General features: G+C 49.7%; 24 protein-coding genes. 18 read left to right on the top strand and 6 right to left on the bottom strand.

Features of this window, described 5'->3' with window-relative positions; genetic code table 11:
- The first annotated feature begins 1 nt into the window (after position 1).
- From Q0339_RS02895 to Q0339_RS02920, 6 genes are all read left to right on the top strand, one after another.
- Positions 2-1,279, top strand: coding sequence for an extracellular solute-binding protein (locus Q0339_RS02895; protein ID WP_298077289.1), 1,278 nt, complete (start codon positions 2-4; stop codon positions 1,277-1,279).
- Positions 1,280-1,351: 72 nt separating this feature from the next.
- Complete coding sequence (locus Q0339_RS02900; RefSeq protein ID WP_298077329.1) at positions 1,352-2,260, top strand: sugar ABC transporter permease; 909 nt, start codon at positions 1,352-1,354, stop codon at positions 2,258-2,260.
- 12 nt (positions 2,261-2,272) lie between these two features.
- Positions 2,273-3,100: a carbohydrate ABC transporter permease gene (locus Q0339_RS02905; protein ID WP_298077290.1), complete on the top strand. Its 828-nt coding sequence runs from the start codon at positions 2,273-2,275 to the stop codon at positions 3,098-3,100.
- Positions 3,101-3,160: 60 nt separating this feature from the next.
- Positions 3,161-4,165, top strand: coding sequence for a LacI family DNA-binding transcriptional regulator (locus tag Q0339_RS02910; protein ID WP_298077291.1), 1,005 nt, complete (start codon positions 3,161-3,163; stop codon positions 4,163-4,165).
- Positions 4,166-4,182: 17 nt separating this feature from the next.
- Positions 4,183-4,848: a beta-phosphoglucomutase gene (pgmB, locus tag Q0339_RS02915; protein ID WP_298077292.1), complete on the top strand. Its 666-nt coding sequence runs from the start codon at positions 4,183-4,185 to the stop codon at positions 4,846-4,848.
- Positions 4,849-4,854: 6 nt separating this feature from the next.
- Positions 4,855-6,528: an alpha-glucosidase gene (locus tag Q0339_RS02920; RefSeq protein ID WP_298077294.1), complete on the top strand. Its 1,674-nt coding sequence runs from the start codon at positions 4,855-4,857 to the stop codon at positions 6,526-6,528.
- Between the two features lie 422 nt (positions 6,529-6,950).
- Here Q0339_RS02920 and Q0339_RS02925 read toward each other — a convergent pair whose 3' ends face one another.
- Complete coding sequence (locus Q0339_RS02925; protein WP_298077295.1) at positions 6,951-8,390, bottom strand: aspartate kinase; 1,440 nt, start codon at positions 8,388-8,390, stop codon at positions 6,951-6,953.
- Between the two features lie 160 nt (positions 8,391-8,550).
- On the opposite strand from Q0339_RS02925, the gene Q0339_RS02930 reads away from it, so the two are divergent.
- Together Q0339_RS02930 and thrB are read left to right on the top strand one after the other, a co-directional pair.
- Positions 8,551-9,747, top strand: coding sequence for a homoserine dehydrogenase (locus Q0339_RS02930; RefSeq protein ID WP_298077296.1), 1,197 nt, complete (start codon positions 8,551-8,553; stop codon positions 9,745-9,747).
- A 12-nt stretch (positions 9,748-9,759) separates the two neighbouring features.
- Positions 9,760-10,644, top strand: a complete 885-nt coding sequence (gene thrB / locus Q0339_RS02935; protein ID WP_298077297.1) for a homoserine kinase — start codon at positions 9,760-9,762, stop codon at positions 10,642-10,644.
- A 45-nt stretch (positions 10,645-10,689) separates the two neighbouring features.
- Here the strand turns inward: thrB and Q0339_RS02940 are convergent, their stop codons facing one another.
- Both Q0339_RS02940 and Q0339_RS02945 read right to left on the bottom strand, forming a co-directional pair.
- Positions 10,690-11,277, bottom strand: a complete 588-nt coding sequence (locus Q0339_RS02940) for a hypothetical protein (RefSeq protein WP_298077298.1) — start codon at positions 11,275-11,277, stop codon at positions 10,690-10,692.
- 25 nt (positions 11,278-11,302) lie between these two features.
- Positions 11,303-12,322 (bottom strand): putative sulfate exporter family transporter, encoded by a 1,020-nt coding sequence (locus Q0339_RS02945; protein WP_298077299.1) that lies wholly within the window; start codon positions 12,320-12,322, stop codon positions 11,303-11,305.
- A gap of 146 nt (positions 12,323-12,468) precedes the next feature.
- Here Q0339_RS02945 and Q0339_RS02950 point away from each other — a divergent pair, with 146 nt between their 5' ends.
- From Q0339_RS02950 to Q0339_RS02960, 3 genes are all read left to right on the top strand, one after another.
- On the top strand, positions 12,469-13,152 hold the full coding sequence (locus Q0339_RS02950; protein WP_298077300.1) for an NAD(P)H-dependent oxidoreductase: 684 nt from the start codon (positions 12,469-12,471) through the stop codon (positions 13,150-13,152).
- Positions 13,153-13,203: 51 nt separating this feature from the next.
- Positions 13,204-14,961: a tannase gene (locus Q0339_RS02955; protein WP_298077301.1), complete on the top strand. Its 1,758-nt coding sequence runs from the start codon at positions 13,204-13,206 to the stop codon at positions 14,959-14,961.
- A gap of 122 nt (positions 14,962-15,083) precedes the next feature.
- A complete protein-coding gene (locus Q0339_RS02960; protein WP_298077302.1) occupies positions 15,084-16,175 on the top strand; it encodes a hypothetical protein in 1,092 nt (363 codons plus the stop codon).
- 37 nt (positions 16,176-16,212) lie between these two features.
- Here the strand turns inward: Q0339_RS02960 and Q0339_RS02965 are convergent, their stop codons facing one another.
- The 3 genes from Q0339_RS02965 to Q0339_RS02975 form a co-directional block, all read right to left on the bottom strand.
- Entirely contained in the window at positions 16,213-17,250 is a 1,038-nt protein-coding gene (locus tag Q0339_RS02965) for a HAMP domain-containing sensor histidine kinase (protein ID WP_298077303.1), read from the bottom strand.
- Positions 17,247-17,942, bottom strand: coding sequence for a response regulator transcription factor (locus Q0339_RS02970; protein WP_298077304.1), 696 nt, complete (start codon positions 17,940-17,942; stop codon positions 17,247-17,249). Before Q0339_RS02970 ends, Q0339_RS02965 begins: the two co-directional genes overlap by 4 nt.
- A gap of 162 nt (positions 17,943-18,104) precedes the next feature.
- On the bottom strand, positions 18,105-18,872 hold the full coding sequence (locus Q0339_RS02975) for a DM13 domain-containing protein (RefSeq protein WP_298077305.1): 768 nt from the start codon (positions 18,870-18,872) through the stop codon (positions 18,105-18,107).
- Positions 18,873-19,072: 200 nt separating this feature from the next.
- Here Q0339_RS02975 and Q0339_RS02980 point away from each other — a divergent pair, with 200 nt between their 5' ends.
- The 7 genes from Q0339_RS02980 (at position 19,073) to Q0339_RS03010 (ending at position 24,455) form a co-directional block, all read left to right on the top strand.
- Positions 19,073-19,579, top strand: coding sequence for a hypothetical protein (locus Q0339_RS02980; RefSeq protein WP_298077306.1), 507 nt, complete (start codon positions 19,073-19,075; stop codon positions 19,577-19,579).
- Between the two features lie 132 nt (positions 19,580-19,711).
- Complete coding sequence (locus Q0339_RS02985) at positions 19,712-20,224, top strand: hypothetical protein (protein ID WP_298077307.1); 513 nt, start codon at positions 19,712-19,714, stop codon at positions 20,222-20,224.
- Between the two features lie 133 nt (positions 20,225-20,357).
- The gene (locus Q0339_RS02990) at positions 20,358-20,888 is read left to right on the top strand and encodes a hypothetical protein (RefSeq protein ID WP_298077308.1); all 531 of its coding nucleotides are present in this window, start codon (positions 20,358-20,360) and stop codon (positions 20,886-20,888) included.
- Positions 20,875-21,411, top strand: coding sequence for a hypothetical protein (locus Q0339_RS02995; protein WP_298077309.1), 537 nt, complete (start codon positions 20,875-20,877; stop codon positions 21,409-21,411). The genes Q0339_RS02990 and Q0339_RS02995 overlap by 14 nt, the downstream gene beginning before the upstream one ends.
- Positions 21,401-21,898 (top strand): hypothetical protein, encoded by a 498-nt coding sequence (locus tag Q0339_RS03000; RefSeq protein ID WP_291429053.1) that lies wholly within the window; start codon positions 21,401-21,403, stop codon positions 21,896-21,898. Before Q0339_RS02995 ends, Q0339_RS03000 begins: the two co-directional genes overlap by 11 nt.
- A 206-nt stretch (positions 21,899-22,104) precedes the next feature.
- Positions 22,105-23,604 carry an arylsulfatase gene (locus tag Q0339_RS03005; protein WP_298077311.1) on the top strand — a complete coding sequence of 500 codons (1,500 nt, stop codon included), beginning with the start codon at positions 22,105-22,107 and terminating at the stop codon, positions 23,602-23,604.
- A gap of 2 nt (positions 23,605-23,606) precedes the next feature.
- Positions 23,607-24,455 carry a formylglycine-generating enzyme family protein gene (locus tag Q0339_RS03010; protein ID WP_298077312.1) on the top strand — a complete coding sequence of 283 codons (849 nt, stop codon included), beginning with the start codon at positions 23,607-23,609 and terminating at the stop codon, positions 24,453-24,455.
- Positions 24,456-24,611: the final 156 nt, after the last annotated feature.

Below are 24,611 nucleotides of genomic sequence, written 5' to 3' on the forward strand. Positions count from 1 at the left end.
TATGAAACCCGTATTCAAAAAAGTAGCAGCAACCCTTATGGCGACACTTGGCTTATTATCAGCGACAGTACCTTTTCAAAAAGTAGTTGGAGCACAGGAAAATTTAGGAGATTTTTCAGGACAGACCTTAAAAGTCGGGCTCTGGGGAGGTAGTGATCAGGAAGAAAAGACCCTAGATGCATTGATTAAGAAGTTCGAAGAGAAGACACATGCCACTGTAGAGAAAAAAGTCTACACAGACTATAATACGCAAATTCAAGCAGATATGGTTGGGCGGACTGCACCAGATGTTTATTATGTAGATATGTCTATGTTGCCATTCTTCGTTGAACAAGGTGGTTTGGCTGAGCTAGATGCAAGTAAGTTTCAAACTGATAAATTCTATTCCTCAATCATTGATGCTTTCTCAAGGGATGGAAAACTCTATGCTGTTCCAAAGGACTTTTCAACCTTAGCTATGTACCTAAACACTGGTATGTTTGAGAAAGCTGGTGTATCAGTAGATGAGGTTCCTGATAGTTTTGAAGAACTCTTAAAATGGTTGCCAGAATTTCAAGCTAAACTAGATAAAGCCTATGGGCCTGGTAAGGTCAAAGCAATTAGCTATAACCAAGACTTAGCTCGTAACCTTCACATTGCTGAACGTGGTGGTGCAAATCCAGTCACAGAGGACAACCGTTCCAATTTGCAAGACACTGCAGTTGTTGAGAACCTTAATTTCTACAAACAGTTAGTCGATACAGGGGCCGCTGCTACACCAAAAGAAGTTGGGACTGGTTGGAATGGTGAGGCCTTCGGTACAGAAAAAGTGGCCATCATGGATGAAGGGAACTGGGTCTACCAGTTGTTGAAACAACAATATTCTGATGTCAAGTTCAAAGTAAAAGAGATGCCAACTTACAAAGGGCAAAAAGGCTCCATGATGTTCTCAGTAGGTTGGGGTAAATACTCTGGAACTAAGAACAGTGAACTAGCAGATGCTTGGATTCGCTATATCACTGGCGCCGAAGCTATGAAGGAATGGGTTGAGGGTACTGGGACCCTACCATCAAGACAAGACGTTGCTGAAGATGCCAAAATCACGGGTAACCAAGATTTAAATATGCACATTAAGGCCTGGGAATATGCTACCCCATGGCAAAAAGGACCTTCACTCTCTACCATTGCCAATGCCTATATGAACTTCTTACCTAAAGCCTTAGATGGTTCAGAAACACTGGAAGATGCGATGAAACACGCAGACGAACAGGCCAATACCGATATTGACGCAGGTAACTAAGAAGAATGGGGCTGAGGGTCAACCTTAGCCCTATTTATGGTTAATATCGATGTCGAAAGGAATGATGAGAGAATGGCCGGGAAGATCAAGCAGAAAATGACCAAGCGACAGCGGGAAGAAATGCTACAGGCCTATACATTTCTATCTCCAACCTTTGTTATTGTGGGGATATTCTTCTTAATCTCCATTGTATTCGCTATATATTTATCTTTTAATAGTGTCAATCTATTCAACAACCAATTTACCTTCAAGGGCCTGGCCAACTATCAGCGTATGTTAAGTGACAAGCGGGCAATGATTGCCTTAAAGAATACAGCTATTTTTGCCTTCGTGGTGGCACCTGTTCAGACGGTAGTGGCTTTGGTAGTGGCTTATGTATTAAACAACAAAGATTTGAAGGGGAGGAAGTTTTTTAAGTTAGTCTACTTTCTACCTACTCTAACATCTAGTTCTGCCCTGACGATGATTTTTATGTTTATCTTTAATGTTTATGGGCCTATCAATGAATTTATGTTAAGCACCGGCATGATTACGGAGCGTATAAATTTTTTACAAGAGCCTCAATATGCACTGAAAGTCATTATGGTTATGAATATTTGGTCGACTGTGCCTTACTTCATGACAATTTATCTAGCTTCCTTGGTTGATTTACCTAAGGCCCTTTATGAAGCTGCGGACATAGATGGGGCATCGTCATTTCAGAAATTTCGCTTTATTACGGTACCTTATTTACGCCCAGTCACTACATTTGTCCTTTTGTCTGGGTTAATTGGTACCTTCCAAATGTTTGACCAAGCCTACATTTTCTCTAATGGCTCTGGGGGACCAGCCAATTCGACCCTTACGCTAGCCTTGATGATTTATCAATATGCATTTGGGCAGATGAATACAATGGGCTATGCCGCCGCCTTAGCAATAGTATTGGCTATTGTAATCTTTTGTGTGTCACTATTGGCTGAGCAAGTAAACAGGGAAAGATAGGTGTCATGGCAAATGAAGCAGAAGAACTTTTTCAAATATTTACTTTACGGCATTTTGATAGTGTATGCGGTATTAACTTTGTATCCATTTATATGGGCCTTTACCGCTTCATTTAAGCCCTTGAAGGAAATTGTCAGTGGAGACTTGTCCTTTATTCCTAAGGAATTTACGACGGATGCCTACGCCTATATTTTTGGTAGGTCTTCCTTATTTAGCCAGTGGTTTATCAACTCGGTCATCATCTCGGTAATAGGGACAACCGTCAATATTTTCCTTAACACTATGGCGGGTTATGCATTAGCACGACTCAGTTTCCCAGGTAGACAGCGAATTTTTTATGGGCTCTTGGCCATGATGATGGTACCAAGTCAGGTTTTATTAATTCCCAACTATTTGATTTTGGTCAATCTAGGTTTACTAGATTCATTTGGGGCGCTGATTATACCTGCGGCCATCAATATTGGCAATATTTTTATGATGCGACAATTCTTTGTCTCCTTCCCTAAAGATATCGAAGAGGCAGCCTCAATTGATGGCCTAGGACGCTTCCAGACCTTCTTTAAAATTGTCATGCCGCTAGCCATGCCCTCTATCGCAACGCAAGCAGTCTTTACCTTTATGGGTTTCTGGAATGAGTTTATGAAACCTATGCTCTACATTTCAACGCCAAGTCGATACACGTTGACTTTGGGCTTACAAACCTTCCAAGCCAAGGATGGTGGCGTGCGATGGGATCATACGATGGCCGCTAGCATTATCACCATTATCCCGATTATTGCCATCTACTTAATCTTCAATAAATATTTCTTGAAAGGTATCCGAATGGATGGCGAAAAATAGTGTTATAGCGATATTTATGCTATGCTAGCACCAGTATTGTGTGAAAGTGGGTAAAGTTTTATGAAGGTGACAATAAAAGATGTGGCGCAAAAGGCGGGGGTCTCCATTGCCACAGTTTCGCGGGTCTTTAATGGCTATGATGATATTGGCCTAGCCACCAAGAATAAGGTAATAGAGGTAGCTAAGGAATTAGGCTATGTTCCTAATGCGGCGGCTAGAGCACTATCATCAAAGCAATATAAAAAGATTGCAATGGTCATCAATGACCTCAAGGTCTCCCGTACCAATACAATCCCCTTGGAAATTTTGACAGGGGTGTATGAGATGGCGGATATGCATGATGTGGATTACGTGCTACTGCTAACTAATAATCGCGACCAAGAGAAAAAGAGCCTATCCCAGTATTGCCTTGAGAATAATATTTCAGGATTAGTCTTGCATGGTTTCTCAACAGCTGATCCCTATCTATTAGAATTAGCCACGCTAAAGATTCCTAACCTACTAATAGATATACATCCAGAAGCGGCTGACTCCTATGGGATTGCGGTAAATAATGAAGTAGCAGCTTATCAGGCAACAGACTTCTTAATTAGTCGTGGACACCGGGCTATTGCCATGATTTCCGGGAAATCATGGGCGCAGGTCTCTAAGGACCGCGAGAGTGGCTATCAAAAATGTATGGCGGATCACCATCTTCCGACTTTTATCTATGAAGGGCTCTTCTCTGAAGAGTATTCGGAGGAACTAGTTAAGGATATTCTTAGCGATCATCCCGAGATAACTGCGCTTTTCTGCGCCAGTGATTTAATGGCTATTGGGGCGATGAAGGGCATTCAAGCCATGAATCTCAATGTGCCCCAAGATATTTCGGTCATCGGATTTGATGATATTGCCATTGCCAAGTACGTAACGCCAAGTCTCACCACAATCAAACAAGATATGCATGAGATAGGACGGAGATCCTGTGAGATATTGTTAGAGATTCTTGATAAGGGACAGATTGATCAGAAGCAATTTTATGTTAAACATAGCTTAATTGAACGGGAATCAGTCAGCAGTCGCTAAGACAAGGAGGACAGGCTATGGCTATTCAAGCGGTCATATTTGATTTAGATGGCGTTATAACAGATACAGCGCATTTGCATTTTTTGGCCTGGAAAGAACTTGGGGATTCTCTTGGTGTCGAAGTCAGCTTGGAGCTAAATGAGCTCTTAAAAGGCATTAGTCGCCAAGAATCCTTGGAAATCATTCTAAAAGAGACAGGGATTTTTGATAACTTTACTGATCTTGAACGTCTAGCGTTAGCCGACAGAAAAAACAGGGCATATGTGGCATCTCTTGAAAGTCTAAGCCCTCAAGACCTGCTACCAGGCATAGGAGATTGCCTAAAGGACTTAAAAAAACGAGGCATAAAAATCGGCTTAGCTTCTTCCAGTCAAAATGCTGGGCTGATTATCGAAAAATTAGGCCTTGAGCCTTATTTTGAGGCCATGGTAGATCCAAGGAGTTTGAGCAAGGGCAAGCCTGACCCAGAAATTTACCTTAAGGCGGCCGCTGCCCTGGGCCTGAGCCCAGCTAAGTGTGCAGGGGTAGAGGATGCGAGGGCAGGCATAGAAGCCATTCGGGCGGCCGGTATGACCGCGATTGCCCTTGGCCAATCGCTAGAGCATGTCCCAGCCGATTATCATTTCTTGTCTACAAAGGACTTAGTGAATTTCAATTGGGATGACATTGTAAGTAAGGAGTGACGAAGCATGGTCAAAACTAAATGGTGGCAAAATCGTGTTGCCTATCAGATTTACCCTAAGAGTTTCAAGGATAGTAATGGCGATGGGGTGGGCGATATCCGCGGTATTATTGAGAAGCTGGACTATCTCCAGTCGCTAGGAATCGGGATTATCTGGATTTCGCCTATTTATCAGTCGCCTTTTGTTGATCAAGGCTATGATATATCCGATTACTATGCCATTGACCCGATTTTTGGGACCATGGAGGATTTTGATGAATTGATTGCGCAAGCAGATAAACGAGACATTAAAATTGTCATGGACCTGGTCGTAAACCACTGTTCAGACCAGCACCCCTGGTTCCAGGCGGCGCTTAAGGACCTATCCAGCCACTATGCAGATTATTTCTACTTTGTGGAAAGTCCGGACGGTCCACCTAATAACTGGCGCAGCTACTTTGGTGGCAGTGTGTGGGAAAAGCTGCCAGGCACCAACACCTACTATCTGCATAGTTTCCACAAGACCCAGCCCGACTTAAATTGGCAGAATCCGCGCCTACGTCAGGAAATCTATCAGATGGTCAATTGGTGGCTGGACAAGGGCATTGCCGGCTTCCGCATTGATGCCATCATTAATATCAAGAAGAATCTGACTTGGCAATCTTATCCAGCCGATCGGCCAGATGGCCTAGTGGCGGTGCAGCGTTCACTGCAAGATGCCCAACCTATTGAGCCCTTCCTTAATGAACTTAAGGCGGAGTGTTTTGAGCCCCACCAGGCCTTTACGGTAGGGGAGGTCTTTGATGCATCGGAATCAGAGCTTCATGAGTTTATGGGCGATCAGGGCTACTTTTCTTCTATTTTTGACTTTGGTCAGACTGAATTAGGCAAGAGCCCTCTAGGTTGGTATGATCATCAGCCGGTAACAGCTGAAATGATTAAGGAGGCTATTTTCCAGACCCAAGCCAAAACGCAAGAGGCAGGCTACTGGTCGACCATTATTGAGAATCATGACGAGCCTCGCGGGGTGAATTTCTATCTGCAAGGCCAGGAAATTAATGATAACAGCAAAAAGTTATTAGCGACTATGATGATGATGCGCCGAGGATTGCCCTTTATCTATCAAGGCCAAGAGATCGGGACAGAAAATCGTCAGTTTGAAAGCTTAGCTCAAGTCAATGATATCGATTCAATTAATGAGTATCATAATGCCCTCGCAAATGGATTAACGGACCAGGAGGCACTTGAGGTTCTAAATCGCTACTCTCGGGATAATGCGCGGATTCCGCTGAGATGGAACAAGCACAAGTGGGGCGGTTTTACGACGGGCCAGCCTTGGTTACAGGGCGCCGTGAAAGGTAACTTGACAGATGTGGCCAGCCAACTTGAGGATAAGCAGTCCCTCTGGTATTGGTATCAGACCTTAATTCAACTCAGAACTCGCTCCATATACGGAGAGGTCATTGTGTCGGGAAGTTTCTTGCCGCTTTTCCGTGAAGTGAAGAACCTAATGGCTTACGAGCGCTCAGACCAGACACACTGCCTCTGGGTACTTTTGAATTATCAAAACCAAGAGCAGGTCCTTGATCTAGGGCGAAAATGGCAAAGTGTACTGCTCAATAATCTAGAGGAGCTAGACTCAACAGAAAATCAGGTCCTTAAGCTAGCGCCCTATCAAGCTCTTGTGCTAGTAATGGACTAGGTAAAAGGGTGAGCTGCCTCAAGCCCTTTGGCGCGAAAAAGGGTTTCTGCCCCGATTGTGGCCGAGCCAGTGGTCCACTCCGTCGAGTGGACCACTAGCTCGGGCTTATAGGCTGGAAAATGGCGGTTTGCGTCGAAACTAGATGAGCCAGTGGTCTACTCTTTCGAGTGGACCACTAGCTCGCGGCTTATAGGCCAGAAAATGGCGGTTTGCGCCGAAACTGAATGAGCCAGTGGACCACTTTTTCGAGTGGACCACTGGCTCGCGGCTTTAGGCCAGAAAAAAGGCGGTTTTGCGCCGAAACTGGCTCGAGCTTATAGGCCAGGAAAAAGGCTCTTAGGCCGAAATGGTATGCGAGCCACCAACCTCAACACAAACCAGCAGACAAAAAGTGCAGTTCAGGTCCTGAACTGCACTTTTCTTTATTCTCCTTGCGCGGCAGCGGCTAAGGTAGCTAGGGCTTCGCGTGGGAAGTAGGCTTGGTAGAGGCCTTGGAGGGCGATGTCTTCGTCCTCGGCCTTGATCATGAAGAGCATGCTGATTTCGGATGCCCCTTGGCTGATCATGCGGATGTTAATGTGGTTTTCAGCGAAAGTCCGGCTGGCTGCGGCCGCAACCCCGACATTTTCCCTCATGGCTTCCCCGACGATGGCGAAGATGCAGAGGTCGTCTTCCACTTGGATGGAGTCAGGATTGAGTTTGTCCTGAATGGTCTCTAGGATGCCGTCCAAATGCTCTGGCGATTGGATATTAGCGGAGCGAATTACCAGGGAAATGCTGTCGATGCCTGAAGGCACGTGTTCGACTGGAACGCCGGCTTCCTCGAAGAAGCGGATAGCGCGGCGCATGAAGCCCATTTCCCGGTTGAGTAGGTACTTGCTGATGGAGATGGCGGTGAAGCCAGTCGCCGAGCTGACCCCGGTGACTGGATAGCGAGGATCTAGCTCCTTCTTGGAGACAATCTTGGTGCCGGCGATTTCCGGCTGGTTGGTGTTGCGAATCATGACGGGAATGTCATTGCGGTAGACAGGTTCCAGGGCTTCTTCATGGAAAATCCCGAAGCCGGCATAGGATAGCTCCCGCATTTCGCTATAGGTAATCTCCTTAATGGGATGCGGTCGCGCAATTTTGCCCGGATGCATGGAGTAGATAAAGGACTCGTCTGTGTAGTTCTCGTAGAGGTCGGCGCCTAGGCCGTTGGCGATGATAGCCCCGGAAATATCAGAACCCCCACGGGAGAAGGTCACGATGTCGCCACCCTTGGAGTAGCCGAAGAAGCCTGGAATAATGAGGACGCCAGCCCGGTCACGCAGCTTGGCGATTTGGGCGTAGGACTCATCAAAGAGGCGGGCATTAGAGGGCTCATCCGTCACTAAAATGCCGGCTTCCTTAGGTGACACATAGTGGGCGTCAAGGCCCAGGCTGACTAGGTAGTGGCTAATGACTTGGGCGTTGAAGTCCTCGCCGCAAGCCTTGAGAGCATCGAGCAGGCGCTCAGGCTCCTGGATATCGGCCATGTAGCCATTTAGGGTATCTTCAAAATAAGCCAAAAGCTCTGTCGACAGGCCCAACTCGATTAGGATGCTGGCATAGCGGTCCAGCACCTTTTGACGGGCTTCCGCCACTGGCTCAGCCTGCAATAGGGCATCCGTCTGGTGACCTACTTGTCCAACTACTGCCTGCACCGCATCGAAGAGGGCGATGAGCAGGTCGGTGACCTTAATGTCCTCAGCGAAACGCTTGCCTGGGGCGCTGACTACGACGGCTTTAATTTCTGGTTTGCCTTGGATGATGGCGGCTACCTTCTTAATCTGGCCGGCGTTGGCCAGGGAGGAGCCTCCGAATTTTGCTACAATCATCATATCTAATCCATCCTTCTATCAGATTGGCGCTAGAGCCTAACAGTTACTATGATACACTATATTTTGCCCAAACGATATACTTTCTTATGAAATTTACTTGAAAAAACAGGCCATTCCCACTAAACTTAGAGGAGTAGAATTGAAATGGAGGCGAGCAGGAATGAAAATCGCATTATGTGGTATCGGTACGGTAGGTGGCGGGGTCGTGAAGGTCTTAGCTGAGAACCAAGCCCAATTCCAAGCAAAATATAAAGAAGACCTAGTCATCAGCCATGTTCTGACCCGGGATCCCGATAAGGTGGACCGTCTAGGCTTAGAATCAGCAGTCTTCACCGACCGGGTAGAAGATATTTATGAAGCGGACATCGACCTAGTGGTGGAAGTCATGGGGGGCGTGGACTTCGCCTATCAAGTCATCCGTCAGTCCCTGAGCCAAGGCCGTCACGTGGTCACTGCCAACAAGGATCTGCTAGCCCTCCACATTGATGAGCTACAAGCCCTAGCCAATGAAAAGGGCGTCAGCCTGCTCTATGAAGCCAGTGTAGCCGGTGGGATTCCCATTATTAACGGGGTCCAAGTGGGCTTGGCGGCCAACCAAATTTCGGGTGTCATGGGGATTCTGAATGGGACCACTAACTACATGCTTAGCCACATGACCCAAGATGGCTGGACCTATGACCATGCCCTGTCTGTTGCTCAAGAAAAGGGCTATGCCGAAGCCGACCCAACCAATGATGTGGGTGGTTTTGACGCAGCCCGTAAGATTACCCTCTTGTCTCGTCTAGCTTATGACACCCGCGTGGACTTCCATCAAGTCAGCGTCAAGGGGATTGACACAGTGGATGCCAGCGACATCGCTATTGCGGCGCAAGCGGGCTATACCATGAAACTCTTGGGTAAGAGCACCAAGACAGCTGCCGGCATTCAAGTCGGGGTTGAGCCTGTCCTCTTGCCAAATGCCCATCCTTTATCCGGTGTCTCTGAAGCCTTCAATGCCGTCTACGTAGAAGGCAATGCGGTAGGCCAAACCATGTTCTGGGGGCCAGGTGCCGGTAGTATGGAGACCGCTTCTGCCGTAGTGTCTGACATCTTGCAAATTGCCGACCGTGGCTTCATTCCGGCTGTCTTGCCAAGTCAAGAATTAGCCATTGTCAGCCAGGAAGCTCCGGCTTGCTACTACCTACGTTTTGATGCGCCAGCTAGCCATGTTCGCGCTGTCCTCCAAACCTTAGAAATCGGCTACTTGACCTTGGCTGAAGCGCCAGGCTTGACCATTAAGACCGAAGCCATCAGCCCAGCAGTCTTGGCCAAGTTAGAAGCCAATGCCACCGTGGTAGCCCGCTACCTCATGGTCTAGGAGGCGGAATTCATGGTATGGCAAAAGGATTTTCCTGCCTCTAGTGCCAACTTGGGTCCGGGATTTGACTCCATCGGGATTGCGGTTGACCGCTATCTGACGGTGATAGCTCGTCCGGCTGAGCGTTGGCAGGTGGATTTTGAGACTGACTTTATGGCTGGTCTGCCCCAGGATGAGACCAACCTAGTGGTGGCAGTCGCTCTGGAAACGGCAGCCCGCTATGGCAAGACCTTAGCGCCCCTGCATTTGACCATGAAGAGTCAGATTCCCCTGACTCATGGCATGGGTAGCTCAGCTTCAGCCATTGTGGCCGGTATTGAGCTAGCCAATGATTTTGCTGACCTGGGTCTGTCGACCTTCGAAAAGGTGCGCTTGGCCAGTGCCAAGGAAGGCCACCCCGACAATGTGGGGGCCTGCATCACCGGTGGCCTCTTCGTGGGCTACTATGAGCCGGAGACGGATCAACTCTTCTATCAAGTAGGCAACTTGGAAGGGGTCGGGGTCATTATTTCCACTCCAGCCTATGAGTTGTCGACGGCGGCAGCCCGCAGTGTCTTGCCTGAGGTCTACTCCAAGCCGGATTCCATTGGCCAGAATGCCCTGACCAGTGTCATGTTAATGGCCATGATGCAGGGCGATTACCCGACCATGGGTCAGCTCATGATGCAAGACAAGTTCCATGAACCTTACCGTCAGTCTCTAATTGCAGAGTTCCCGGCGGTTAAGGCCACGGCTCTTGAAAAGGGCGCCTATGCCACCGTCATTTCGGGGGCGGGGCCTAGCATTTTGACCCTGAGCCCTCAGGAGCGAGTGGCCGACATTCTCGCATCGCTTGAAGCTGCTGTAGACTGTCAGCACCAAGTGGTGTCGGTTCTGCCAGCCTTGGCAGACAAATAAGATGAAAAAAGAGTCCAGCTCAGCTGGGCTCTTTCTTGTGTGAACTTATTTTTTGTGACTGACATCTTGGACCTGGGGCGCAAGCGTCTTAAGGTCGGATAAGAAATGAGATAAGGCACGTTCGCGCTCGCCTGTCTGTCGGCCTAGGTCCCGCATTTCCTTCTGACCAGCCAGGTCGCGGCAGTAGACTAGGAGATGGGCTTCCTTGAGGTGGCGACTGACGGGGACCTTTTGCACCTGGTAGCCCACGGCGGCGATTTGCTTGAGAGGGCAAATATAGAGGCCTTGGGCGGTGATGACCAGGTGGTCCTTGTAACAATAGAGGCCTAGATCTTCATCCCCCACCTGAGCCTGGCGACTGAGTCGACTCCAGTCGTCAGCCAGTTCAGGATAGTGGTGGTAGAGGAAATCATAGTCGCTCAAGATGCGTCGTCTTTTGCGCCAAGCATAATAGCAGAAATAGCCCCCAATCCAAATGAGTAGGGCTGACATGGTCTGAGCAATCCAGAGGGCATGCTGATAGTCACTTAGCATGAGGCTAGTGACATAGCAAAGTCCGAATAGGCCGCTGGCCAGGAGGGGCAGGCCGGCCAGTAGGGTCAAGAAGAGATCGACTTTATCGCGATGCTTCAAGGTCCTCATCCTTTCGCCGCTAATCTTAATAGTAGAAGAAATGAATGGCTAGGCTAGCCGTGACAATGACCAGGGCCCAGCAGAGGCCACCCAAGATAATGGACTGGCTACCGGCCCGGCGCAACTGTCTGAGATCAACGGCCAAGCCCACCCCAGCTAGGGCTGCAATCATGGTCAGGCGGGCTAGCAACTTGAAGCCGTCTAGCAGCCAAGCAGGTAGAGGCAGGAGGGAGCTAGCCAGGACCGCCAAGAGGAAGTAGGCGATGAAGCTAGGAAAGAGGCGGCGGGCTTGTGCCCACAAGCTGACTTGTGCCCTTTGGCCGTCAACTAATTGAGCGCTTGCCTGCTTATAGCGGGCGCCAACCAGGCCTAGGCAAACCGGCACAATCAGTAGGGTCCGGGCCATCTTGACGATGGTGGCGGTGGTACCAGCGGCCTCACTAAAGTCGAAGCCAGCTGCCACGACCGAAGAGGTATCGTTAATGGCGGCCCCAGCGAAGATGCCGAAGCTTTGGTCGCCATAGCCCAACCAAGCCCCTAAGAGAGGGAAGAGAAAGAGGGCCAGGGTATTATAGAGGAAGATGGTGGTGATGGCGAAGGCAATCTCTGAGTCCTCAGCTTCCACAATGGGTGCAGCAGCGGCAATGGCCGAGCCCCCACAAATGGCCGTCCCCATACCCACTAAGAGGGCTGAACGCGACTCAATGCCCATCCAACGACCTAGGTAACGGGCGCTCAAGAGGGCCACCGCTATGACGGGAATCAAGACCAGGTAGACCTTGAGGCCCACTGCTTGTAACTTGGCAAAGGACAAGCCAAAGCCTAAAAAGACAATGCCGATTTTGAGTAGTTGGCCGCTGATTTGCTTGGCTGGCTTGGTCGAGGCAGGGGGACGCCAGGCGGACAGGGCCATGCCCAGCAGAATGGCCAGCATGGAAGCCCCCAGGGCTGGCACCAGGCTTTCAATGGCATAGGCCAGGGCAGTAATAATCAGAATCTTGGCCCAACTGGCCCACTTGCTGTCAGAAATCTTAGAAAATGTCATGGTTGATATCGCTCCTTTGTCATCCTCTAGTATAACAAAGTCCTGCCCCGAGCGCTAGTTGGGCTAGGGCTAGAAGAAAGCGTTTATCTAGACTTAAGGAGACCAGTAGACTATACTAAAACAAAAGCCTAGAGAGGATGTATGCCATGACACAAGAAGCCATTCAAGAACAAATTCGTCAAGCCCTAGACCACCGGGTAGCTGTCCGGGTCTATGATGCCAGTCGTCATATATCCCGCCAGGATATGGATGTCATCCTAGACGCTGCCTGGCTTAGCCCTTCTTCAGTTGGCCTGGAAGGTTGGCGCTTTTTGGTCTTAGACCGGGACCAAATTCAGGCCATCCGACCTGACCTCCAACCCCTAGCCTGGGGTGCCCAACCGCAATTGGATACCGCCAGCCACTTTGTTATCCTCCTGGCGGAGAAGAATGCCCGCTATGACGGTCCTTCTATGCGGGCCAGCCTGATTCGTCGAGGCCTGACTTCTGACCATGACCTTAATAGTCGTTTGACCCTCTATGAAACCTTCCAAACCCAACACATGCGTCTGGATAGTCCGCGGGCCCTCTTTGATTGGACGGGTAAGCAGACCTATATCGCCCTAGCTAATATGATGTTGACTGCTAGCTTGCTGGGCATTGATTCCTGCCCAATCGAAGGCTTCGATTATGAGGCGGTCAATGCCTTACTGGCTGCCAAAGGTTGGTTGGATCCGGAGCACGAAGGGGTGGCTAGCATGTTGTCCCTGGGCTACCGACTCAAGGACCCTAAACATCCCCGTAGCCGTAAGCCGCGCCAGGAAGTCATTTGCTGGCTAGACGACAAGTAAATCCCCCCATGAATTTTCTCCAGCCCTTAATAAGTGAAAGGACTGAATGATATGACCCTATCGAGAAAACTGAAACTAAGCGCCCTGACCTTGCTTTGTGCCAATCTGCTGGCTAGCCAAGTGCCTGTGCTAGCCCAAGAGGCCAATAACCAAGAAGCGTCGAGCCAAGAAAGGACCACCGTTGGCCAATACAGCTTGACTTTTGACAATGCGGCTTGGCAATACGATGAGGCTAATGATATCTACTGGCAAGTCGGCGTGGTCTATGTCGCCAACCCTGCTTCCTTGGACTATGAGACCCTGGGTATTTATGTGCCGGGTGCCTATTTAGAGGCAACTGCCAATGGCGATGGGACCTATACTGCCAGCGTCAAGTCTGACGCCCAAGTGGGCCAATTTACCGCTTCGACTGCTCCTTATGTCCTACCGGTTAACACGCCGGGTTTTAATGCCTCTCAGGCACCAACCTGGCTTGCTGACGGCATTGCCAACTATACCCAGGCCGGGATGATTTATCTGCAACCTGGTATTCGTGGCCGCGACAACACCACCGATAGCCAGGGCCAAGAAGTAGTGGGCGGTGCACCATGGGGCGTCACCGACCTTAAGGCCGCTATCCGTTATGTTCGTTATAACAAGGATGTTCTGCCAGGTGACACCGACAAGATTGTGAGTTTTGGCCATAGTGGCGGTGGGGCTCAGTCTGCTATCCTAGGGGCTAGTGGGGATTCGACCCTCTACAATCCTTACTTGGAAGCCTTAGGGGCAGCCATGAAGGACAAGGAAGGCAACCCAATTTCGGATGCACCTTATGGGACTATGACTTGGAGTCCCATTACCAGCTTGGATTATGCGGATGCTGCCTATGAATGGAACCTGGGTCAGTTCGCTGACAGCAATACGCGGGCAGAGGGTACCTTTACTCAGGCCTTATCCCAAGACTTGGCTAAGGAATATGCCAACTATATCAATCAGCTTGGCCTCAAACATGAAGGCCAAGCCTTGACCCTGACAGAATCTAGTGAGGGGAGTTATACCCAAGGCTCCTATGCCACTTATCTAGAAGGGGTCGTCAATCAATCCCTCAATAACTTCCTAGCCGATACCAGCTTCCCTTATACCAGCGATGGTGCTGGTCCGGGTGGATCGACAGAATCTGTCACCTATGAGACGGCTCAAGCCTATATTGATAGCTTGAATGCTGAGACCCAATGGGTGACCTATGATGCGGCCACTAATACCGCCAAGATTTCCAGCCTGGCGGATTTCGCCAAGTATGTTAAGACGGCCAGCAAGTCTGTGCCTGCCTTCGATGCCTTGGACCGTAGCCTAGCGGAGAATGCGGTCTTCGGGGTAGCGGAAGCCAATGAGCTTCACTTTGACCAGCTAGTGGCCCGCCTGCTCAAGAACAATCAGGCCAAGTATGAGAGCTTGACCGACTGGAACAGCCAGTATGTGACGGATTTTGAGTCTGACTTGGCTAAGACCGATAGTCTGGGTAAGACCATTGCAGAACGTCAGGACCTCTACAATCCAATGTTCTATCTGACGTCCGCTTATTCTGGCTACCAAACCTCTAAACCAGCCCCTCACTGGCGGATTCGTTCCGGCCTTAGCCAAGGAGACACGGCCTTGACGGTGGAAACCAACCTGGCTCTAGCCCTGGAGAATCAAGCCAATGGGGCTGTCAAATCAGTGGACTTTGCCACGGTTTGGGGGCAAGGTAATACCACAGCTGAACGGACCGGCCATGCGTCGGCTAACTTCATCCAATGGGTGCAAGAAATTGTAGCCCAAGACGCCAACTAAGTATTAAGCAAGCCCTCGGCCTAGTCTAGACTGGCCCGAGGGATTTGTTTGTTTTTGGCTACTTTGTTATAATAAGGGAGACAAGATAGCAGTCCAATGGATTAGATAGAGGAGGAAGTGACGTGAAGAAAAGTCTCAAATACTTACTTGTTTCTACCTTGCTAGCCAATAGCTTGGCCCTCAGTCTGCCCGGCTTCCAGAGTCAGGCCAGGACCCGCAGCCAATCGTCTACTAGTCAGCATTCCAACCTTGAGGAGAACTCGGAAGAATGGTCGGACCATGATTGTGACCAATTCTCTCGGGCGGACTTTCTAAAAGCCGTGCGCCAAAGTCGAGAGCATTTGACCTCGGTGGCTCTGAAAGGCTCTTCGGGGGATAAAAATGCCGCCTCTAATTATCAAGCAGCCTACCGTTATGATGCCAAGACTGGCAAGGACCTTCAGGGTTATTTGGATTATAGTCGGGGTATTGACCATATGGAGGTCTACTATCTGGGGGACAGCAATCAGAACTATTACCTCTATACAGAGCGGGCTAACAAATGGTCTGCTATCCAGATGCCCGCGGCTTTTCGCCTGCGACCTAACTACCGCCTCATGCTAGACTGGATCCTGGACCATGAAGCCGACTTCCAGTTTGAAGAAGGTCAGGATGATTATCGGCTCACAGTCCTAGAACGTAACTTTGACTTGTCAGACTTTACGTCTAAGACCTTGGGAATCACCTTAGAGCCTGAAGACACTCCGGTAGAAGATATCTATAACTATATGGAAGTCCGCTTCAGCAAGGAGGACTTCCAAATGACCAGTCTCAACTACCGTTGCCTGGATCCGTCCGGTGAGGTGCAGGGACAATTTGAATTCTTTGGCTACAATCAATTAAAGGCCTCAGATTTCCGATTGCCTGAGGGGGCTGAAGTGGACAGTGAGCTATCTGGTTCTAGCCAGCAAGATGGGTCTTCCTCCGATGAGACCGAATCCCGTCAGCAGCGGGAGTCCGAGTCTTCTGACCAAGGAGAAAACCGACCACTGCCACCTGGTGCTGTCTACAATGATTTAGACCAGGGGAGCTGGGGCTCAGTTGCTAAAGAGGCGCTTGCTTATGCGCAAGAGGGCCTCTATGAGCTAGTCTCACTTAAATGGCTCACTTGGGAGCCGGTTAGTCGCCTGTCTAGCCACTTGACCTGGCGGGCTTCTCAACTATTTAGACCATAAGAAAAAGGCCAGAATCTTTCTGGCCTTTTTGATATGCCTATATTGGTAGCCATAAGATGAAGTGGCTACCCTGGTTTACTTGACTAGTGACCGTAATATGGCCCCCTAATTGTTGCGCCAGGGTTTGGCTGATATAGAGTCCCAAGCCTGCGCCACCTGTTTCCCGGTTACGGGACTGCTCGACGCGGTAGAGGCGGTCGAAGATGTGGGGTAGGTCTTGGGCGGGAATGCCCATGCCTTGATCAATGACATGGAAGGCCGTCCCCTGGGCTTCTTTTTTGATCTGGAGTTGGATGCGACTATGCAGCGGCGAGTACTTGCTGGCGTTCTCTAAGAGATTGAGTAAGATTCGGGACAGTTTATCGCCATCTGTCTTAATGGTCTCTAGGTCAGGCGCTAGCTGGACGTCCAGTTCCTGTTCCCTCTGCTTACAATGGGGCTGGATACTGGTTAGCAACTGAATTAGGAAATCATCGAGTTGTAGGGTCTCTAGTTGACCTTCCGTCACATGCCGATTGGACTGGTTCTCCATGAGACCGACTTCCATAAGTTGCTGGGTGAGCGTCTTGAGTCTATCGACTTGGCAGGACATGGCCTGCCAGAGGGCTTCCATTTCATCTGCTGGAACCATCTGATCTTGCAGCGCCTCCACTTGATGCTGGAGAGCAGTTAGAGGCGTCTTGATATCGTGGCTTAGGCTAGCCATGAGACGGGTCTTGTCTTGCTCGCTTTGGCTTAGGGCCTGAAAACTTTGGTTGAGATCATGAATCATGAGGTTAATATTGGCAGCGAGTGAGGCCAATTCTGCCGGTGATTTGATGGCCTGGACCGGCTGGAAGTCCTGGTTAGCCACGCGACGGACGTCACGGCTCAGTTGCTGCAGGGATTTGACGCTGGGCTGCAGTAGGCAGAAGCCCACTAGGGCACCTAGCAAATTAGCCCCTAAGGTCATCCAGATAATGATGTAGGCCACGTTGGGGGAGACTAACATTTGTTGCAGTCCCCACCAGACAAGTAGGAGGGCACAGAGGGTGGAACTAAGAAAGGCGAGGAAGACTAGCGAACGGAGTTTCATGAGTCACCACCTCCTAAGCGGTAGCCCAGCCCCCAGACGGTTTCAATCTTAGGGTAGGGACGCTGTCCTGCTAACTTGGCTAATTTATCGCGCAAGGAATGGATATGGACATTGAGGGTGTTGGCATCTTCCATGTAGTCTGTCTCCCAAATCTTGAGGAAGAGCTCTGATTTGGCGAAGACCCGACCGGGATTTTTGAGGAAGAGGGCCAAAAGCTGGAATTCTTTGAGTGATAGCTGTAAGGCCTGGTCGTAGAGTGTGATGCGGTGTTGACCCTCGTCGATGGCAAAGGGAGCACAAGTTAAGACGGCTTGTACAGCTTGGCTTGGTTGAATGCGACGCATGAGATTTTTGACGCGCAAGGTCAGCTCCCGTGGGCTGAAGGGCTTAGTCACATAGTCGTCGGCCCCCAGGGTTAGAGAATAAATCCGGTCGACCGCTTGATCCTTGGCGGTGATGAAGATAAAAGGCTGATCTTCTCGTAACTGTAAGACGGCATCAATGAAGTCATAGCCATCCATTTGAGGCATCATAATATCCGTAATAATTAAATCCATGGCCTGGGCCTGATAGCGGGCCAGGGCTTCTTGACCGTTGGTGGCGGTCGTGACTTGATAGCCTTCCTTATTTAAGTAGCGGGTGACGATATCCAGGATGGCTGGCTCATCGTCAACTAGGAGGATGTGGGTCATAGGGGACCCTCCTTTCGGTGTATGACTGAATTCAAATCCTGCCGCAAATAGCAGGGACAAGGCCATTATAGCACAGTTTGAGACGGGAAGTAGTAAGTCGCGCTTAAGCTAAAAGCAGTTTAACCACCTGACACTGGTTCAGGTGGTAGGCTGCTAGTAAGCTTATTTAAGGTCAGCATGACCGAAGACTTCATGCGCTTCAACACAGTAGATTAAGACTTTGTTGTAGCCGTCGGCCTTCAAACCATTGAGGTCATAGCTTTGTTCCATCATGTCAGCATCTACAGCGCCGACTTCAACTGCTGTTTCCAACTTACCGTCTTTGCTGAGGAGAACATGGAGGTCAGGGGCTTTGTCGGATTTGAAGTTGCTGAGCTTGAGTTGGTTCTTCTCGATGCTAACAGAACCCATGACCATCTTGCCATTGGCGCCCATGAGTTCGCCCATACGTTTCATGGCTTGGTCCATCGCTCCGTCAGAAAACTTGGTCAACATAGCAGAACCGAAGGTTTCATTGACTTGGTCGCAGTGGATGGTGAGGGTGTTGTATTGACTGAGGTCGACTTTGTCCAGTTTGTAACCTTGGATGGCACCCTTAGCATCGACCTTACCTAATTTGAGGCCATGTTCTACATCGCCATCCTTGGTTAGGTAAGCGTGGAGGTCAGGTGCTTCATCGCTGGAGAAGCCAGTCAGGACTACTTCTTTGCTGGTGACCTTAGCCATCCCCATGACCTTGTGTTTTTCTTGACCCATCAATTGGCCGACAAGATCTTGACTCATTTCATCTTTTTTCTTATCATCTGGCATTTGGCTGGATGATGCGCTGCTTTCTTCCGCTAAGACGACTTGGGATAAAGTGCCGGCCCCAAGACCTAGGCTAAGTAGGGCGACTAGGCTGAGTTTGGTAAGTGTGTGTTTGGTTGACATGGAAATCACTCCTTGGTTTTATTTGATGATCTTACTATAGGGGGTGAAACTGAAGCCTTCTTGAAGCAAGTATTAAGTCTTTCTTAAGTCTGCTCTAAATCTTTATTAAATCTGGACCGGCTGATAGGTAAGTGGCTGGATTGAGACTTTTCAAGGCAGTCTAGCTAAGTTATAATGAAAAGACTAGAAAGGGTGAAAGCATGCAAGTTAAACAGAATGATCAAACCAATCACTTACTATTTGAAGGCAAGGTTCGGGTCAGCCGTGTCTTTGGCGTCCGCTTCTTAGCGGGTTGTCTCATGGCCCTGGTCATGTTCGCTTGCTTTATCCTCTGCCTACATTTATTGGAAGCAGTAGGCTTGTGGCAGGAGGACCTGAAAGGCTGGAGCGTGGCTTCCTTCGTGATTTCGGGCAGCCTGGTTTGGATGCTGGGTGACTGGCTCCATAATAAGCTTTGGGAGCGACAGGTTCGTATCGTGGGTAGGGGAGACCAAGTCTACCTGCAAGTTGGCTCAAAACAGGAATATTATAAGTGGCAGACCCTCCGCAAGGTCAGAGCCTATCGCTTCTACGCTAGACGTGGACAGGTCAGCACCTATAACCTGGTCTTGGTTTTTGAGGGTCGCACCTATCGTTTCTCTTCATCGGATAAGAGTATGGTGGCCCTGGGCGAGCTAGGCCAAGCTCTCCAGTCTTATCTAAAGTAGAGATAAGTAATTAGAAGTAGCAGGTCAGGCCTTGTGCCTGGCCTTTTTCATGTGATTCTTTCCAAGTAGGATGAGGCTTCTCAAGTCCTGCCAGCTAAGTTATAATGAGAAGACAGGGAAGGGTGAGATAAGATGCAATATCGAAATTCGAATAGAGAGGAAAAGCTACTCTTTGAGGGAAAGCTCCGGGTCAGCTATCTATTTGGCCTACGTTTCTATAGCGGTGTTGTCATCGCCATCCTTATGGCCTTCTTATTTGCCTATGGCATACATTGGCTAGTCACTTGGGGACTATTGAATCGGGACTTGCAGCAATGGAGCCTTGCCTATGTAGTGGTGACAGCACTTCTGTGCTTGGGCCTAAGTTTCTGGCTCTATGATCGGATATGGCAGCGCAAGGTACGGATTGTGGACATGGGGACCCAAGTCTTGGTGCAAGTAGGTAACCGAGTGGATTGCTATGACTGGCGGGAGCTCCGCCGTGTCAAGCCATCCCAGCTTCGCAATAAATCACGTCGCCTAGTCGTGGTTAGCCTAGTCTTGGTCTTTGAGGAACGCACCTACCGTTTTTCTTCATCGGATAAGACCATGGGCGCCCTGATGGAACTAGCCCAAACCCTAGAGACCTATCTTGTACAGAGCTAAGCCGAGCCGATTAAAAGAACCCGAAGGTCAGGAAGTATTCCTGGCCATTTTCGTTTGCCTTTTTCTAAGAAAGCTTAGACTTCTCAAGTGCCCAGAGCTAAGTTATAATGAAAGAAATAAGGAGGACGATAAGATGGATTTTAACCAGCAAGAAAATCAGGGCGAACTACTTTTTGATCATACGGTCCGGCTTAGCCACCGATTCGGTATGCGCCTTGTCAGTGCCTGTTTAATTGCCTTCTGCTTGTATACTCTATGGGCGGCCATAAATGCGACGGTCTTAATGTTTGGCTTATATTTGGGCGTGGATGGCCTGACCCTAATGAAAGTAATGGTGGTTGTCCTAGTTCTTTCAATCGTCCTTCTTGCTATAGTAGGCTGGCGATACCATCGCAAAACCTGGTTAAAGAAATTACGAATCATTGATTTGGGAGATCAACTCTCTTTTCAGGTAGGAGAAGAGGAGAGCCGCTATGCCTGGTCAACACTCCGCCGCATGAGTGTTAGATCCAGTGACATGAGTAAGTACAAGCTAGATATCTTCTTCGAAGCCAATACCTATCGCATTGAAGCCTGGGGACCTGCTAGCAAAGATCTAGAGCAAGTCGCTAGAAAGTTAAAAGCCTATTTAGACCAAAGGGGAGACCAATTTGATTATTGCTAAAGCCAAGCCCCTGGCTCCAGGCCAAGAAGACCTGGTCATGACCTTGGATTGTCGGGTGTCTTATTTTTGGGGCGCTAAGGCCCTATCCTTTTTCGTGATTTGTGGTATCTGGGCGACGATGATAATGCCCCTTGTCAATTGGATGGATAAGAGCCTCCACTTGTCCTCTAAGAGTTGGCCCGTCTTACTGGTCGTATTAGGTCTGGGCCTAGTTTTTTGGTTAATCTACAATGCCCTATGGAAACGCTCAGTCACCATCTACGATCGGGGCCAAAGTCTGGAAATCCTGATTAACGACAAGCTCTATCGTTATGATTGGACTAGCCTGCGTCGTGTCAAGACTTTCATCGCGCCCAAACGTCATGGTGGAATCTTCAGCAAGACGGCAGTCCTCAAATTTCATGGCCGTAGCTTCTACCTGACCTCAGATGACCAGGTAGCTAAGCTAGAGTGGCTGATTCAATATTTAGAAAAGGGCATGAAGCAAGCTCAAAAAGGAGGCCTAGGCCCAAATGACAAGTAAAAACAAGTATCTACTGAATAAAGTCAAGCTAAGGGTCAGTCGCTTTGTCGGCCAACGCTTGCTCTCTATTCTGGTGCTGCTAGGTCTAGCACAACTAGGCATCAAGGACCTTGTCAATTTCTTGTTGGACTTGGACCTCTACCCGCGCGATAATCAATATGGACCCTTATTGTTCGTTGTGTTACTGCTCCTACTATTTTTCCTGGCCAATGCCTTCTATAATTTTCTCTGGACGCGAACCGTTACCATAGAAGATTTGGGGGACAAGGTCCGGATTGAGCTAGGTAGTCGTCACTATCTCTTGCCTTGGTCTAGCTTGCGCAAGGTGCGTTTGGATCGAACCACCAATCGGGGTAAGTTGGTCAGCGTGGACTTAATCTTAGTCTTTGAAAGCCGCTCTTTTCGTCTGACCAAGGACCAACCCGTAGCCCCTCTCAGTGATTTGGAAGCTTATATGCAAGCCAAGTTAAAAAAAGCAAAATCTTAAAATAAAAGCCTGACTCTCAGTCAGGCTTTTTGCATGGTTTAATTCTTAGGGTCAAGGCAGGTTCAAGTTTGGGCCTACTTTTATAATTCTTGTTAATATTCTCATCTTTTTTAGTAGGGGATAGGCAATTTGATGCCAGAGGGTGTATAATGAAAGCGAAGACAGGTCGCTAATCATGCGATCGAATGAGGAGGGACTCCACTACCATGACCAACAGCAAGCAACGCCCCAACGTGGTGCTTATTGTCGTCGACCAAATGCGGGCCGACGCCTTAGGCATTAACCAGGGGCCTGATTTTCTCTCAACTCCAACCCTAGATATGATGGCTAGCCAGGGCTATAATTTCGTCAATGCCTATTCGCCGGTGCCATCCTGCGTGCCCGCGCGAGCGGCGCTTCTCACGGGCTTGGACCAGGCCAATTCGGGGCGGGTGGGTTACGAAGACCAAATGCCTTGGAACTTCACCCAGACCCTGCCCCAAACCTTCCGGGATGCCGGCTACCAAACCCAATGTATCGGTAAGATGCACGTCTATCCAGCCCGCAAGCGTCTGGGCTTTGACCATGTGACCCTGCACGACGGCTATCTCCATGTCGATCGCCACTATGATGGGGCTTATGGGGCTTCCTTTGAACAGTCCAGTGACTATCTTAAGTTCCTCAAGGCGCATTTAGGGCCTCAAGCCGATCTCATGGACGACGGCCTCAATTGTAATTCCTGGATGGCCCGGCCTTGGCCTTATGCGGAGGCCCTCCATCCAACCAACTGGCTGGTGACGGAAGCCATTGAATTCCTCAAGACCAAGGACCCAACCGTGCCATTCTTCCTCAAGTTATCCTTTGAGAAGCCACATTCGCCTTTTAATCCGCCTCAGTATTATTTTGATATGTATTATCAACTCTTGGGTCAGGAATGGGATCGTCATTTAGGCGATTGGGAGCAGCTGGTGGATGCTGTTCCTAGCATTGATAGTAAAAAAGGGCGCCTCAAGCCCGACGATCAACGGCGCTTGCTGGCAGGCTACTATGGCTTGGTGACCCATCTGGACCATCAAATTAGTCGCTTCCTGACGGCCTTGGAAGAGTTCGGCCATGCTCAGGATACCCTCTTCTGGTTTGTCTCCGACCATGGCGACCAACTAGGGGAGCATGACCTCTTCCGCAAAGGCTATCCTTATCAGGGTAGCATCCAAATTCCTTCCTTTATCTATGACCCTGGCCATCTGATTGCGGCCCACCATCATACTATTCCGCAGCTGGTTAAGATTCAAGACATCTTCCCATCCTTGGTAGATCTGGTCTTGGGCAAGCAAGTGGCCACGGACGGCCGCAGCGTGCGCCAGCTCTTGCTAGGCCAAATCGACGGCTGGCGGACCGATATCCATGGGGAACATGTTCTAGGCCAAGATTCCAGTCAATTTGTCCTCAATGAACGTTATAAGTTAATCTGGTATCCGGTTCAGGACCGCTATCAGCTTTTCGACTATGTGGCCGATCCGCATGAGCAGGTCAATCTCTATGGGCAAGAAGCCTATACGCCCGTAGTCTTGGAGTTGACTCAGAAGCTGGTTGCCTATTTAGCCAATCGTGAAGAGGGCTTTGTTGAGGATGGACGCCTAGTGGCGCGACCCTTGTCAGCCCTAGTGACCACCTTGGCAGCAGCACGACGTGGGGACGTCATGGGCTACCCCCGTGAGGAGGGTTAGTCATGGAGTGGGTCCAGTTACAAGCAGGGCACTTCCAAATGGGGGCGCCCCTAGGTCAGGGTTTTGTAGAGGACTATGAAGCACCTGCTATCCCCATGCAAGTGGCGGCCTTTAGCATCGCCACGACCCCTGTTACTAACCAAGAATTTGCTGAATTTGTGGCGGCCACTGGCTACCAGACTATTGCCAGTCGGACGGGAGGCTCCTTGGTTTTTGAAGCCCTCCTGTCAGAAGAGCTAGAAGCCAAGGCCCCGCGGGTGCCGGGCACCCCTTGGTGGCGGGTAGTGGCGGGCGCCGACTGGCTCCATCCTTTTGGTCCTGATGGGGCTTTGGCCACAGACGTCTTGGCCGACCACCCGGTGGTCCATGTTTCCTTGGCCGATGCTCTGGCCTACTGTCAGTGGGCGGGGGTGACTTTGCCGACGGAAGCCCAGTGGGAGTATGCGGCTCGAGCCGGGCGGACTACGACCTTTCCTTGGGGCCAGGAGCTAGAAGACGATGGCCTCTATCATGCCAATACCTGGCAGGGGGACTTTCCTGGTTTTAATAGCCAGGCGGACGGCTACTTAGGGACGGCGCCGGTCAAGACCTACGCCCCTAATGACTGGGGGCTCTACCAGGTTATTGGCAATGTCTGGGAATGGTGCGCCAATCCCCGCTATCAACTTTTGCAGGACTTTAAGCAGGCCCAGCCTCGTCCAAGCCTAGCTGACTTGAAAGGGGAGTACGCCATTCGCGGCGGGTCCTTCCTCTGTCATGCCTCCTACTGCCAACGCTATCGCCTAGGAGCCCGCAATGGGGCGGATGCCTTGGTGACGGCCAGCCATATTGGTTTCCGTTGTATCAAATAAGCTGTCACAAGACCTCTAAGTTTGAGGGGTCTTGTGGCATTTTTTGTCTTCTAAGATAAGACAGAGCAAGAAATATTATAGTACAAGAAATGTCGTGACAAAAAGCCAGACAGCGCCTTGTAATGCGCTTACATAAGGGGTATAATAAGCTTGTAG

It is taken from the genome of uncultured Abiotrophia sp., from assembly GCF_938010525.1.
GTDB lineage: Bacteria > Bacillota > Bacilli > Lactobacillales > Aerococcaceae > Abiotrophia.